The sequence below is a fragment of the Rhodococcus sp. ACPA1 genome (genome assembly GCF_002300195.1).
GTDB lineage: Bacteria > Actinomycetota > Actinomycetes > Mycobacteriales > Mycobacteriaceae > Rhodococcus_F > Rhodococcus_F opacus.
Map to the genome: position 1 here is coordinate 1040121 of NZ_NSDX01000004.1, position 13037 is coordinate 1053157.

The following is a 13037-nucleotide window of genomic DNA, read 5'->3' on the forward strand; positions in this document are numbered from 1 at the left end:
GTGCGGACAGTGGATGCCGTGCGGTGTGGGGAAGAACCCTGGAAGCGTCGGAGAAGTTCAGCAACGTTAAGTTGTGACGTGCGTCATTCATGCGGTGGACGTCCGTGACCGTCGCCTCGTGGCCCCTATCGGGTACTGTCGCCGCTCGTGTTTCCGCGCTGGAGATGAGTCCGACAACTTAACGTTGCTTAATGATTTGGGTCACACTTAACGTCGATGTATCCGATCGGCGAGGAGGTGTACCAGTGAGAACAGCAAGTCCACGCAGCAGCAGGCAGCATCCCCCTCGGGTGTCTGCGGCCGATGTTGCGCGTGCGGTCGGTGTCTCGCCGGCCACCGTCTCCTACGTGATGAACGGGCGATCCGGGGTGTCGGAGGAGACTCGGGCACGGGTCCTCGAGGTCGCGGAGGAGCTCGGGCACACTTCGAGTGCCCGAGCGAACCGTCTCCGCTCACATCAGTCCCGGGTTATCGGCCTCGTTCTGACCGATATCGCCAATCCGTTCTACACCGAGATCGCGGCGGGCACGATCGACGCCGCCCGTGCCCGGGGATACGAGGTATTCCTCGCCCACACGCAGGAAGATCCCGACACGCTGCGGTCCGTCGTCGACGCGATGATCGCCCGGCAGGTCGACGGTGTCGTGGTCACCGTCCTGCACCCCGACGACGGTGACGTCGTCCGCTCTCTGCGCAGCGCCCGCATCCCGCTGATCCAGCTGTCCCGGCGCATCGAACGGGTCGACGCAGACTTCGTCGGAATCGACGACCGTGCCGCGGCGTCGGAGATGATGGAACACGTTCTCTGGCATGGCTATCAGGACATCGTCACGATTGTCGGGCCGCGCACCTCTAGTGCGTCTGCCGCCAGGGAGGAAGGGTTTACCCGTACTGCCGAAGCCCACGGCATTCGCAGTATCGCCTCGCACCGCATCAGCACGTACCTCAGTGAGCAGGGCGGTTATGCGGCGGTCGAAGAACTCCTCGCGCACAAGGCTCTCCCGCGGGTGATCGTCTGCGGCAGCGATGCACTCGCGCTCGGCGCGATCAGTGCCCTGCGCGCGCACTCGATCACCGTCCCCGGTGATGTCGCGGTCACCGGTTTCGACGGCCTCTTTCCCGGCGCGTCTCCGCTGGTCGAACTGACCACCGTCAATCAACCACGGCGAGAGATGGCCGAACAAGCACTCGACCTTCTTACCCGCCGCATCGACGGCGCCGGCGGCTCGTATCAGGCAGTTCTCCGCGCTCACCAACTCCGCATCGGTACCACCTGCGGATGCCCACGAAAGGAACCCACCGCCGCCCCCTAGCGGCCCGGCGCTCTTCCGCCACCACGCTACGCACCTCATTTTCATCACGACGGGCCTCTGCCCTCCGACGATCCCGCCCCTCCGGGCTTCGTCCTGACATTCTCCGGAGCGTTCCGCCCACGGAGGCCACCTCTCGACCCCTGAGAAGGCATTGTCATGTCTGAAAACCGCACTCCGGCGGCCTCGACGCCGCCCGGTGAAGATCTGAACAGGCTCATCTTCCGCAAACTCATGCCGCTGCTGATCGCCGCGTACATCATCGCGTTCATCGACCGCACGAATATCGGTCTGGCCAAACATCATCTCGAAGCCGATCTGGGAATCTCCGCCGCCGCATACGGTTTGGGTGCGGGACTGTTCTTCCTCGCGTATTCGCTGTGCGAGGTGCCCAGCAACCTCATCATGTACCGAGTCGGCGCGCGGCTGTGGATCACCCGCATCATGGTCACCTGGGGCCTCCTCTCAGCGGCGATGGCATTCGTCGAAGGACCCATCTCCTTCTACATCCTGCGAGTGCTGCTCGGTGCGGCAGAGGCCGGGCTGTTCCCCGGCGTAATGCTCTACCTCACCTACTGGTTCGGCCGCGAACAACGTGCCCGCGCGAACGGGTCATTCCTTGTCGCGGTCTGCCTCGCAAACATCATCGGTGCCCCCATCGGTGGCGCACTGCTCGGATTGGACGGCCTGCTCGGCTGGCAGGGCTGGCAATGGATGTTCGTCCTCGAGGGAATTCCGGCGGTGATCCTTGCCGTCGTGGTGTTCAAATACCTGCCCAACGGCCCTCTCGACGCGAAGTGGCTCGACCCGAAGCAAGCCCGCGACCTCACCGCCCGGCTGGCCAAGGAACAACAGGAGGGCGCCGACGCGTCCGGCACCCATTCGTTTGCCGGCGTCTTCAAGGACAAGCAAATCCTGCTGGTCATCGCGGTGTACTTCACGCATCAGATCGCGGTCTACAGCCTCACCTACTTCCTGCCCAGCATCATCGGCGAGTGGGGGGAGATGTCGGACCTGACCATCGGTTTGCTCACCGCGCTCCCCTGGGTGGCGGCGGCGATCGGCACCCTGGTCCTGCCTCGTTACGCCACCGACGGTCGACGCTCCCGCAAGATCCTCTTCGGCGGAATGACGTCCATGGTAGTCGGATTCACGATCGGTGCCGTCTCGAGTCCGGCACTGGCTCTGGTCGGATTCTGTATCGCGGCCGCCACTTTCTTCGTCGTCCAGTCGATTCTCTTCGCCATTCCCGCGTCCCGCCTCGCCGGTGCCGCGTTGGCGGGCGGATTGGCGCTGGTCAACACCCTCGGCATTCTCGGCGGCTTCGTGGGCCCCTTCGCGATGGGACTCATCGAAACGGCGACCGGCAACCCGTCGGCAGGACTCTGGTTCGTCATCGCGCTCGTCGCCGTCGGGGCAGCGGTCAGCCTCACCCTCAAAATCCAGGACCCACAGATGAACGGCAACAAGAAGGAAAGCCAGGTAAAGGCATGAATGAGCGCATCCTCATCGTCGGCGCGGGGGCCATCGGCGGAGTCACCGCTGCCCATCTCGCCCGCGCCGGCCACGACGTCGTGGTACTCGACGCCAACACCGAACACGTCCGGCTGATGAACTCACCCGGACTCCGGTTCGACGAACTCGGCGCCACCTCGCACATCACGATCACTGCCGTCGATACCGCCGACGACCTCGAGGGGCGCTTCGACTACGCGCTCGTCACCCTCAAAGCACCCTATCTGGATGTGGCACTGACTCCCCTCGTCCGTGGAGACCTGGTCGACACCTACGCTTCCCTCGGGAACGGACTGGTGCAGAACATCGTTCAGAGTCTGGTCGGCGCAGACCGGTTGGTCATCGGCATCACCGAGTGGGGCGCGACCAACCTCGGCCCCGGCCACCTCGCCCAGACCACCGTCGCACCGTTCGTCGTCGGCGAGGTGGACGGCAGCCGGACCCCACGCATCGAGAACCTGGCCCGCATCCTCGCCGCGGCCGCCGAAGTGACCATCTCCGACCGCATCGTCGGGCAGATCTGGTCGAAGCTGCTCCTCAACAGCACGTTCTCCGGACTCGGTGCGGTCACCGGACTGCTGTACCGCGACATCGCCTCCGATCCGCTCGGGCGAGAAGTCGCCTACCGGCTCTGGACCGAGGCATACGACGTCGCGACCGCGATCGGCATCCAACTCGACGAGATCGTGGGCGTCCGTCCCGATCAGCTCGTGGTCCGATCCTGCGACGACCTCAGTCGCGCCGACGCCGCACTGGCCATCCTGATGAACCGACTCGGGGCGACCAAGGCATCGATGCTCCAAGATCTCGAACGCGGCGCGATCACCGAGGTCGACGTCATCAACGGCGGTGTCGCCTCGACCGCCGCATCCGCCGGAATTCCCAGCCCGCTGAACACCCGCATCGTCGACCTCGTGCACGACTGCGAACGCGGCCTCCGCACGCCGGGCCGCGACACCCTGACGGCGCTGGCCACCGTTCCCGCCTGACAACACCGCCAAGTTTTGATCCCGATCAAGGAGCCGAACACCATGAACGACACAGTCATCATCACCTGCGCGCTGACCGGCGGCATGACCGTCCCCGCCCAGAGCAAGGCCATTCCGATCACCGTCGACCAGATCGTCGAGGAGGGTGTCAAGGCCGCCGAGGCCGGCGCCTCCGTCCTGCACGTACACGTGCGCGAAGAAACGACCGGACGCCCCGTCGCCGACCTCGACTTGTTCGAACGCGCCCTGTCCGAGCTGCGCAAGCACACCGACGCCGTCCTTCAGCCCACCACCGGTGGTGGCCGTGGGATGACCGTCGAAGAGCGTGCCTCGGTCCTGAAGTTCCGCCCCGAGATGGCCACCTTCAATGCCGGCAGCTTCAACTTCGGCCTGTTTCCCGTCGCCGCCCGTGATTTGCCCTTCGCCGACTGGGAGCGCGAATACCTGGAGGGCACCACCGATTACATCTTCAGGAACACTTTTGCCGACATGACCTACATGGCCGAGCAGATGCGCCAGTCCGACACCCGCCCGGAGATCGAGGTCTACGACGTCGGCCAGATCTACAACCTCGAGCAGTTGGTCAAGGACGGGGTGCTCGAGGCGCCGTTCAACCTGCAGTTCGTGCTCGGCGTCCTCGGCGCGAATGCCGCCGAACCCGACCAGCTCATCCACATGCTGCGCACTGCCGAGCGTGTTCTCGGCAAGGATTCGTTCACCTGGTCGGCCGCCGGAGTGGGCTACCGCGGTGAGTTCAACCTTGCTGCACTGTCCTTGATGCTCGGCGGCAACGTTCGAGTCGGTCTCGAGGACAACCTCCGCGTGAGCAAGCGCGAGCCGGCCACCTCCAATGCGCAACTGGTGACGAAGGTAGCGGACCTGGCCGCGATGTTCGACCGCACCCCCGCGACACCGGATGAGGCACGTGCGCATCTGGGTCTCAAGGGCTCGTCCGCAGTGGCGTTCTGATTCCTCGATGTCGCAGGCCTTCTCGAGCACCGAAGGGGAACGGGTGAGTACTCCGTCCGCACCAAGGGCCACCGGCCATGTGGTGGTGGCGCCCGACAAGTTCAAGGGCTCCGCTACGGCAGCGGGCGCCGCAGCCGCCGTCGCGCGTGGGATGCGGTCCGCCGCACCGAACTTGACGGTGGTCGAGTTCCCGATCGCCGACGGTGGCGAGGGCACGGTCGAGATGATGATCCGGCAGGGCTACGCAGCCGTCACGTGCCCGGCCACCGGTCCGCTGCAGCAAACGCTCACCGCAACCTATGCGCTGCGGGGTAGAACCGCGGTGATCGAGATGGCCTCAGCGGCGGGCCTGGCCCACCTCGGCACCCATGGGCCGACCCCCACCACCGCACGGACGGCGTCCACCCGCGGTGTCGGGCAGCTGATGGTGGATGCACTCAACCGCGGGGCGCAGCGGATCGTCCTCGGCGTCGGCGGCAGTGCGTCCACCGACGGCGGCGCCGGCGCGCTGAATGCGCTCGGGGCGCGCATCCTCGATGCCGACGGGGACCCGCTCTACCCGTGTGGCCAGGACCTCGCCGCCGCGGATGTCCTCGACGTCGATTCGCTCGATCCGCGGCTGCGGAACGTCGAGGTGATCGTCGCCTGCGATGTGGACAATCCACTCACCGGACGACACGGTGCGGCGGCGGTCTACGGGCCGCAAAAAGGTGCCGACGCGTCCACCGTGACCCGACTCGATCACGCCCTGGGCCGCTGGGCCGACGTGGTCGCGCAGGCCGTCGGCCGGGACCTTCGGGACGTTCCAGGGGCCGGGGCGGCCGGTGGTATGGCGTTCGCCATGGCCGCGGTCCTCGGAGCGCGGCTGACGTCGGGTATCGACCTACTGTTGGAACTGACCTCGTTCTCCGAGGTGGTGCGGGGGGCGGCGTGCGTCGTGGTGGGTGAGGGATCTCTCGACGCGCAGAGCCTGCGTGGCAAGGGTCCCGTTGGCGTCGCCCGGGCCGCCCGGCAGGTTGGGGTACCAGCGGTAGCTGTGGCGGGTCGTTGCGTCGTCGCAGCCGACGACGCCCGCGCCGCTGGCTTCGATGCGGTGTACACCCTCACCGATCTCGAAGCCGACGAACGCCGCTGCATGGCCAATGCGGAAAGCCTTCTGGAGCAGGCCGGCGCGGGTATCGCCCGCGACCGGTGGTTTTCCCGGCCGGCCCGCGGACTCGGCACGATCGGCGCCGATGCCGCACCCGCCCCTTTCGCCACGCCCTAGCCGCGACTTCCAAGGAGACCAATGGACATCACGCTTGACTCGGCAGTTGTGGAACGCCGCATAATCCCTGACCTCGACGCCACCGCCCAACGATCATTGCGGCGCGCGAAGATCGTCTGCACGCTCGGGCCCGCCACCGCCACCGACGAGCGCACCCGCAGTCTCGTCGAAACCGGGATGGACATCGCCCGACTGAATTTCAGCCACGGCGACCACACCGACCACGAAGCCAACTACCGGCGCGTCCGCGCCGCCGCCGACAGCACCGGCCGGGCCGTCGGAATCCTCGCGGACCTGCAGGGACCGAAGATCCGCCTCGGCCGCTTCACCGACGGCGCGACCGTATGGGCGGCCGTCGAACACCAGTCCACCACCGTCCCCGCCCTGACCCACACTCCCCGCACCCACGGCGGCGTGATCTCGTTCGCCGCCCGCGACATCGGCGAACGCCTGGGCGCCACCGCGCTGGTCGCGTTCACCCAGTCCGGGGACACCGTGCGTCGACTCGCCCGGCTCCACACCCCGCTGCCCCTGCTGGCATTCACCCCGGTACCCCAGGTGCGCAACGAACTCGCCCTCACCTGGGGCACCGAAACGTTCCTCGTCGACCCGGTCGAATCGACCGACGAGATGATCCGGCAGGTCGACACCGCCCTCCTACGGCTGGGCCGCTACCTGCGCGGCGACCTCGTCGTCATCGTCGCCGGCTCACCCCCGCACACCGTCGGATCCACCAACCTCATCCACGTCCACCGGGTCGGCGAGGACGACTTCACATCCGCCCAGCCCTATCCCGGCACGAATCGTCGGCGGCTCGACACAGAGGAACTGCAGCGGTGAGGATTTCTCTGAGCCCAGGCGATCAGGACATTGCAGAGGATGTGTGGATCGCGCCGAACGCCACGATCGTCGGAATCGTGCAGATCGGGTCGGGAGTTGGCATCTGGTATGGCGCAGTGGCCCGCGGCGATGCGGAGAGGATTGAGATCGGCGAGCGGACGAACATCCAAGACGGCTGCGTCCTTCACGCAGATCCCGGTTTTCCACTCGTCATCGGAAGAGGGGTGTCTGTGGGGCACAACGTAATCCTGCACGGCTGTACGATCGGCGACGATATTCTGGTCGGAATGGGTGCGACAGTGATGAACGGCGCCCGCGTCGGGGCGGGCACTCTGATCGCAGCCAACGCACTGATCCCCGAGGGAATGGAGATTCCACCCGGAACGCTCGTCGCCGGCATGCCAGGAAAGGTCCGGCGCGCCCTGACAACGCAGGAACTGGCTGCTGTACGCACGAATGCGGACACCTACGCGCAGGCTCGCCTACGACACGCGGCAGCAACCGAGACAGGATCACTCACCTCTGCCCGGCACCAAGCAGAGCCTCGAATCTGAGCGATGAGTCCGCCGCGGACGGGCGTCTAACCGCGCCGGGCGGTGGTGTCTCGCACCTGGATTCCGTAGGGCAATCGCTCGTTGCGTGGGGGGCTCTCGTCGCCGGCGATGCGCTGCAGGAGCATTCGTGCGGCGCGACGGCCCATCAGATCTCGCGGGACGGTCACTGTGCTCAACTGCAGGGGCCCGGCGCTGGAAAAACTCATGTCGTCGAATCCCGTCAAGGCCACATCCTCCGGGACTCGTTTGCCGATTTCTCGGCAGACATCGAGAACGCCAAGGGCGATCAGGTCGTTGCCGCAGACGACCGCGGTGGTCTCGGGGTGTTCGGCGAACAGTGCTCGCGCGCGCAGTGCCCCAGACGTGCGGGTCAGCTCCCCCCCACAGGTCGGGTTCGTTGATCGCGCGCAGGCCTGCTTTGTCGAGGGCGTCGCGGTATCCGGCCATGCGGTTGACGGACACGCTGGAGGTGTCGGGGCCACCGAGAACGGCGACCTTGCGTCGACCGGTCGCGACGAGGTGCGAGGCCATTTCGAACGACGCGGAGTAGTCGTCGATTCCGACCCAGTCGGACGGTTCGTCCTCGAGTTTGCGGTAGAGCTGCACGACGGGGATGTTTTCGTTACGGAGCTTGTCGAGGAGCGGCTTGTCGGTGGCGACGAGCGAGGTGAAGATCAGGCCGCTGCAGTTTCGATCGACCTGCGCAAACGCGACGTCCGATTGCCGGGAACCATCCACGCCGACGTGGGAGACGAAGACTTCGTAGCCGTCTTCCGCGGCCGCGGCGACCACACCCCCCGCGACCTCCGTGTAGAAGGGGTTCGCGATGTCCGCAAGGAGCAGCCCGATGGCTTTCGTGGTGCCGGAGCGCAGTTCTCGGGCGATCCTACTCGGACGAAATCCCATCTCGTCGGCAATCGCGAGGATCCGCTGGCGGCGCTCGTCGCTGACCCCGGGAGCCCCGCTGAGTGCGTAGGAGACTGCTGCCGACGACACCCCAGCCTGGCGGGCGACGTCGCTCATCGTCACGCGGCGGGGACGGCCACCGCCTCGGCGGGCGCCGCTCAAAGGCGGAGGAGCATCGGTCATAACCGAAAGCTTAGTCGGTTAAGTGCCTCGATCAGGCCGGGCTCCCATGTCCCTGGCTGCACGAAGTGGATGACACAAAAGGGATGCTGATTCGTTTAAGTTCATATTTGAGGCGCATATTTCGACATGTGGGACGTGTGGCGGTTTGAGTCCTGAGCTATAACTGCAGTTCAATTGCTTTCATAGGCCGACGGACTCAGTGACTTGTGCGCTGGAACACAACGATGTAGCGTCACTTATGCGATTAAGCGAAAGGAGAGCATCGTGAGTTCCACCGTTGACATGAAGAACGAAGAGGCTGTGCCCTACACGGGTCCGAAGCCGTACGGCATGAGTGACGATCTGATCGTTCCGAGTGCACTGGACCTGGACTGTGACGAGCGGCTGTGGGTTCCGCAATCGCAGGATGTCGAGTTCCGCCCGCTGGTGTTGTCGGCGAGCCAGGGCTACTTCGTGAACATTCTGCGGGTGCGCCGTTCGGGGATCCTGTCCCGGCACCGGCATGCCGGTGCGGTGCACGCGTTCACCCTGCGGGGCCGCTGGCATTACCTCGAGTACGACTGGTGGGCCGAAGAGGGCACCTACGCGTTCGAGCCGCCCGGCGACATCCACACCCTCGAGGTCCCTGAAGACGTGACCGAGATGGCGACCCTCTTCCACGTGAGCGGCGCGTACATCTACGTCGACGTCGACGGCAACACCGTCGGCATCGAAGACGTCTTCAGCAAGATCGACAAGGCCCGCGCGCACTACGAGAAGATCGGGCTCGGCGCCGACTACGTCGACCGCTTCATCCGCTGAGACGCCCCGGCGGACACCTCCCGACATGGCGTAATAACACCGAGTCCCCTTCGCGCTCGGGGGCGGTGTCCGCCGGCGTCTCACCCTCTATTTCCACGAGCCCGATCGCGGGCGAAAGTAGCAGGTTCCCCACATGCGAGCTCTCACCAAGAGAAGTGCCACCCCCCGCGACGTCCTGGTGCAGGATCTGCCCAAGCCCGAACCGGGCCCGGGGCAGGTGCGGGTACGCACCGAGGCCTGCGGGTTGTGCGGCAGCGACGTGCACGCCTGGAATCACGACACCGGTTACGAATGGATCCGCCCCCCGGTCGTGCTCGGACACGAGGCGGTCGGATACGTCGAAGCCCTCGGCGAGGGCGTCGACCCGGCCTGGCTCGGCAAACGCGTTGTCCCCGTTGCGATCGACGGCTGCGGCGTGTGCGATCTGTGCGAGCGCGGTTTCCGGCAGATCTGTCCCCGGCGCACCGTCCTCGGATTGTCCTTCGACGGCGCGGCCGCCGAATCGTTCGTCGTCCCCGAGGCCCGCCTGGTCGAGGTCGACCGGCATATGCCGGCGTCGACGCTGGCGCTGACCGAACCGCTGTCGGTCGCGTGCCGTGCGGTCGCGCACATCGAGAACGCCGCCGTGGGCCCCACCCGGGTGGTGGTGTCCGGTCCCGGACCGATCGGCACGATGGCCGCCCTCGTCCTCGCCCAACGCGGCCACGACGTCGTGCTCTCCGGGGTCGGCAACGATGAGAACGTGCGATTGCCACTGGCCCGCGCGCTCGGTCTGCGCACCGTGATCGCCGGCCGGGACGAGCTGCCTTTCAATCCCACCGCATGGGTCGACGCCTCCGGTTCGACCGCCGCCCTCGATGCCGCCATCGCCGCGGTCCTGCCCGGCAGCCCCATCTCCGTCGTCGGACTGTTCGCCCGCACCGGACCGGTCGACTTCAACGCCGTCACCCGCAAGGAGATTCGTCTGCAGGGCAGTTACGGATCAACGAAGGTCGACTACCGGGCCGCTGCCGACGCGATGGCCGCCGACCCGGCACCGTGGCCGCAGCTGGTGACCGAAATTTCCCTCACTGATGCGGCTTCGGCGCTCGAACGCGCCGCGGCCGGTCACGACATGAAGGTCGTGCTCGTCCCATGACCACACCGGACCCCACCCCTGTCCCGAAAGGACACGCCATGTCCACACCCGACATCGCGGCCGAACCCGCTACCCACGCGGCCGGGCGCACCTCGATCGTCAAGGTCGCCTTCGCCAGCATGATCGGCACAGCCGTCGAATGGTATGACTTCTTCCTCTACGGCTCGGCCGCCGCGCTCGTCTTCGGGCCGCTGTTCTTCCCCGACAGCGAGCCTTCCACGGCCACCCTGCTCGCCTTCGCCACCTTCGCGGTCGGATTCTTCGCCCGCCCGCTCGGCGGCATCGTCTTCGGCCACTACGGCGACAAACTCGGTCGCAAGAAGATGCTGGTCGTCAGCCTGCTCATGATGGGCGCCGCGACCTTCGCCATCGGCCTGCTGCCGACCTTCGCGAGCATCGGCATGGCCGCACCACTGCTGTTGATCGGCTGCCGACTGCTACAGGGCTTCGCCGTCGGCGGCGAATGGGGTGGAGCGGTCCTGATGGCCGCCGAACACGGTGACAACGACCGCCGCGGATTCTGGACGTCGTGGACCCAGGCCGGGGTGCCCCTCGGAAACCTGCTCTCCGCGGTGGTGCTGTGGGTGCTGGCCCTGTTCCAGAGCGACGAAGCCTTCGATTCCTGGGGCTGGCGAATTCCCTTCCTGCTCAGCGCCGTTCTCGTCCTCATCGGGTTGTGGATCCGGCTGAGCATCGAGGAATCCCCGGTCTTCGCCGAAAACAAGAAAGCCCTCGAGAATCACAAGGCCGAGCACGCACCGATCATCGAGGTCTTGCGCAAATACCCCCGTGAGGTCCTCATCGCGATGGGGCTGCGGTTGGTGGAGAACACCTCGTACTACATCTTCACGGTCGTGGTGATGACCTACATGGTCACCTACCTGGATATGCCCAAGAGCGCCGCCATCGCGGGTGTGCTGATCGCCTCGGTCGCACAGTTCTTCCTCACCCCGGTCATCGGTGCCCTGTCCGACCGGGTCGGCAGGCGGCCGCTGTACTTCACCGGCGCACTCGGTGCCGGCATCTGGGGCTTTGTGTTCTTCCCCCTCATCGACACCGGCAACCAGACCGTCATCGCGGCGGCGATCTTCATCGGGCTGATCTTCACCACCCTGATGTACGCGCCGCAGGCGGCGATGTTCTCCGAACTGTTCGGCACCAGCGTCCGCTACAGCGGCGCCTCCCTCGGCTACCAGCTCGCCTCGGTGTTCGCCGGCGGCCTGGCCCCCGTCATCGCGGTCGCGCTGCTCGGCACCGTCGAGGAGAAGAACACCATCGCGGTGAGCATCTACCTCGCTGTCCTGGCCGTGATCACCATCATCGCCGTGATCGCCGCGAAGGAAACCGCCCGCACCTCCCTCGTCCACGACCGGGTCCTCGACGAGGCCACCGGGAACTGACACCACCGGGCTGGTGTGCGGTGCTCACCCCGCATACCGGCCCGGCCACCAGTCGTCTCCCGATTCGAGTAGAAGGAGCTCTCCCATGAACGCACCTGTCCACACCCCGGTCCTGGACCTGTTCCGCCTGGACGGCAACGCGGCCATCGTGACCGGGGCATCGCGCGGCCTGGGCCGCGCACTGGCCATCGCTCTCGCGGAAGCAGGAGCCGACATCGTCGCCGTCGACATCGGAGAACTCGATCAGGTCGCCAAGGAAGTGCGTGCCCGGGGAGTCCGGTGCGCGACCCGCACCGCCGACCTCAGTCACCTGACGCCGGAAACCTCGGCCGAGCTGATGTCCTGGGCGGGGACCGAGTTCCCGCATCCGACGATCCTCGTCAACAACGCCGGCATCATCCGCCGTGGCCCGGCGACCGACACCACGCCCGCGGACTGGTCGGCGGTGCTCGACCTCAATCTCACCACCCCCTTCCTGCTCAGCCAGGCCTTCGCGCAGGCCGCTTTCGACGACAACGCCGCCGCCAGCATCATCAACATCGCCTCGATCAACTCCTTCCAAGGCGGGATGGAGGTACCGTCCTACGCCGCCTCCAAGCACGGAATCCTCGGACTGACCCGAGCTCTCGCGAACGAGTGGGCCGCACACCGCATCCGAGTCAACGCGATCGCCCCCGGCTACATGGAGACCGAGTTCACCGCCGCGCATCGCGAGGACCCCGCCCGGGCGGAGAACATGCTGCGTCGCATCCCCGCCGGCGTCTGGGGGCGACCGGAGGATCTTGCCGGCGCGGCCGTCTTCCTCGCCTCGGCCGCATCCTCTTACGTCACCGGCACCGCCCTGTCCGTCGACGGTGGATGGCTCTCCCGGTAGCCGAACCCTGACTGGCGTTCCGTCTCCCGCAACGGAGCTGCTCGGTAGCCGGATTCACAGAGCGTCACGAGCATTGCAGGAAGGGCAGCCCCACGTCGTTCGCCGAGGGCTATCGCGAGTGCGGCGCGGAGACGGCGGGTGGCGGGTTGCGGCCGTCCGCTGCCGCGCTCGCGGTGATCGTCAGGTTCGGTGGACCCGATACTCATGCAACGCATTCGGCCGGTGTTCGCCGTGGTGGGCAGCCTCGGCGCGCTCGTGTACCGCACTCAGCTCGATCGACGCGGATCGTCC

12 protein-coding genes and 1 pseudogene are annotated in these 13037 nt (G+C 66.4%); 11 read left to right on the forward strand and 2 right to left on the reverse strand.

Translation table 11 applies throughout. The features are described from left to right. The first annotated feature begins 290 nt into the window (after positions 1–290). The 7 genes from CJ177_RS22765 (at position 291) to CJ177_RS22795 (ending at position 7444) form a co-directional block, all read left to right on the forward strand. On the forward strand, positions 291–1313 hold the full coding sequence (locus CJ177_RS22765) for a LacI family DNA-binding transcriptional regulator (RefSeq protein ID WP_005249330.1): 1023 nt from the start codon (positions 291–293) through the stop codon (positions 1311–1313). Positions 1314–1469: 156 nt separating this feature from the next. After that, a complete protein-coding gene (locus CJ177_RS22770) occupies positions 1470–2804 on the forward strand; it encodes an MFS transporter (protein ID WP_257014633.1) in 1335 nt (444 codons plus the stop codon). Continuing rightward, entirely contained in the window at positions 2801–3814 is a 1014-nt protein-coding gene (locus CJ177_RS22775; protein ID WP_005249332.1) for a ketopantoate reductase family protein, read from the forward strand. Before CJ177_RS22770 ends, CJ177_RS22775 begins: the two co-directional genes overlap by 4 nt. Positions 3815–3856: 42 nt before the next feature. Continuing rightward, positions 3857–4783, forward strand: coding sequence for a 3-keto-5-aminohexanoate cleavage protein (locus CJ177_RS22780; protein ID WP_005249333.1), 927 nt, complete (start codon positions 3857–3859; stop codon positions 4781–4783). Between the two features lie 43 nt (positions 4784–4826). Beyond that, the gene (locus tag CJ177_RS22785; protein ID WP_257014634.1) at positions 4827–6050 is read left to right on the forward strand and encodes a glycerate kinase; all 1224 of its coding nucleotides are present in this window, start codon (positions 4827–4829) and stop codon (positions 6048–6050) included. Between the two features lie 21 nt (positions 6051–6071). Beyond that, the gene (locus tag CJ177_RS22790; RefSeq protein ID WP_257014635.1) at positions 6072–6890 is read left to right on the forward strand and encodes a pyruvate kinase; all 819 of its coding nucleotides are present in this window, start codon (positions 6072–6074) and stop codon (positions 6888–6890) included. Then, the gene (locus tag CJ177_RS22795; RefSeq protein ID WP_373560055.1) at positions 6887–7444 is read left to right on the forward strand and encodes a gamma carbonic anhydrase family protein; all 558 of its coding nucleotides are present in this window, start codon (positions 6887–6889) and stop codon (positions 7442–7444) included. Before CJ177_RS22790 ends, CJ177_RS22795 begins: the two co-directional genes overlap by 4 nt. A 26-nt stretch (positions 7445–7470) precedes the next feature. On the opposite strand, the gene CJ177_RS48365 is transcribed toward CJ177_RS22795, so the two are convergent. Both CJ177_RS48365 and CJ177_RS48370 read right to left on the reverse strand, forming a co-directional pair. Beyond that, positions 7471–7926 (reverse strand): LacI family DNA-binding transcriptional regulator, encoded by a 456-nt coding sequence (locus CJ177_RS48365; RefSeq protein ID WP_257014636.1) that lies wholly within the window; start codon positions 7924–7926, stop codon positions 7471–7473. Beyond that, positions 7904–8533 (reverse strand): annotated as a pseudogene (locus CJ177_RS48370) (LacI family DNA-binding transcriptional regulator); the annotation flags it as partial. The pseudogene CJ177_RS48370 and the gene CJ177_RS48365, both read right to left, overlap by 23 nt. Positions 8534–8797: 264 nt before the next feature. On the opposite strand from CJ177_RS48370, the gene CJ177_RS22805 reads away from it, so the two are divergent. The 4 genes from CJ177_RS22805 (at position 8798) to CJ177_RS22820 (ending at position 12746) form a co-directional block, all read left to right on the forward strand. Continuing rightward, complete coding sequence (locus CJ177_RS22805; protein WP_095868648.1) at positions 8798–9334, forward strand: 2,4'-dihydroxyacetophenone dioxygenase family protein; 537 nt, start codon at positions 8798–8800, stop codon at positions 9332–9334. Positions 9335–9467: 133 nt separating this feature from the next. Further along, a complete protein-coding gene (locus CJ177_RS22810; RefSeq protein ID WP_095868649.1) occupies positions 9468–10472 on the forward strand; it encodes an alcohol dehydrogenase catalytic domain-containing protein in 1005 nt (334 codons plus the stop codon). Positions 10473–10510: 38 nt separating this feature from the next. Then, positions 10511–11872 (forward strand): MFS transporter, encoded by a 1362-nt coding sequence (locus CJ177_RS22815; RefSeq protein ID WP_095868650.1) that lies wholly within the window; start codon positions 10511–10513, stop codon positions 11870–11872. An 85-nt stretch (positions 11873–11957) separates the two neighbouring features. Continuing rightward, the gene (locus CJ177_RS22820) at positions 11958–12746 is read left to right on the forward strand and encodes an SDR family oxidoreductase (RefSeq protein ID WP_095868651.1); all 789 of its coding nucleotides are present in this window, start codon (positions 11958–11960) and stop codon (positions 12744–12746) included. Positions 12747–13037: the final 291 nt, after the last annotated feature.

Coding starts and splice junctions, on each gene's coding strand:
- CJ177_RS22770 (WP_257014633.1), top strand. CDS start 1,470: ATGTCTGAAAACCGCACTCCGGCGGCCTCGACGCCGCCCGGTGAAGAT.
- CJ177_RS22775 (WP_005249332.1), top strand. CDS start 2,801: ATGAATGAGCGCATCCTCATCGTCGGCGCGGGGGCCATCGGCGGAGTC.
- CJ177_RS22780 (WP_005249333.1), top strand. CDS start 3,857: ATGAACGACACAGTCATCATCACCTGCGCGCTGACCGGCGGCATGACC.
- CJ177_RS22790 (WP_257014635.1), top strand. CDS start 6,072: ATGGACATCACGCTTGACTCGGCAGTTGTGGAACGCCGCATAATCCCT.
- CJ177_RS22810 (WP_095868649.1), top strand. CDS start 9,468: ATGCGAGCTCTCACCAAGAGAAGTGCCACCCCCCGCGACGTCCTGGTG.
- CJ177_RS22815 (WP_095868650.1), top strand. CDS start 10,511: ATGTCCACACCCGACATCGCGGCCGAACCCGCTACCCACGCGGCCGGG.
- CJ177_RS22820 (WP_095868651.1), top strand. CDS start 11,958: ATGAACGCACCTGTCCACACCCCGGTCCTGGACCTGTTCCGCCTGGAC.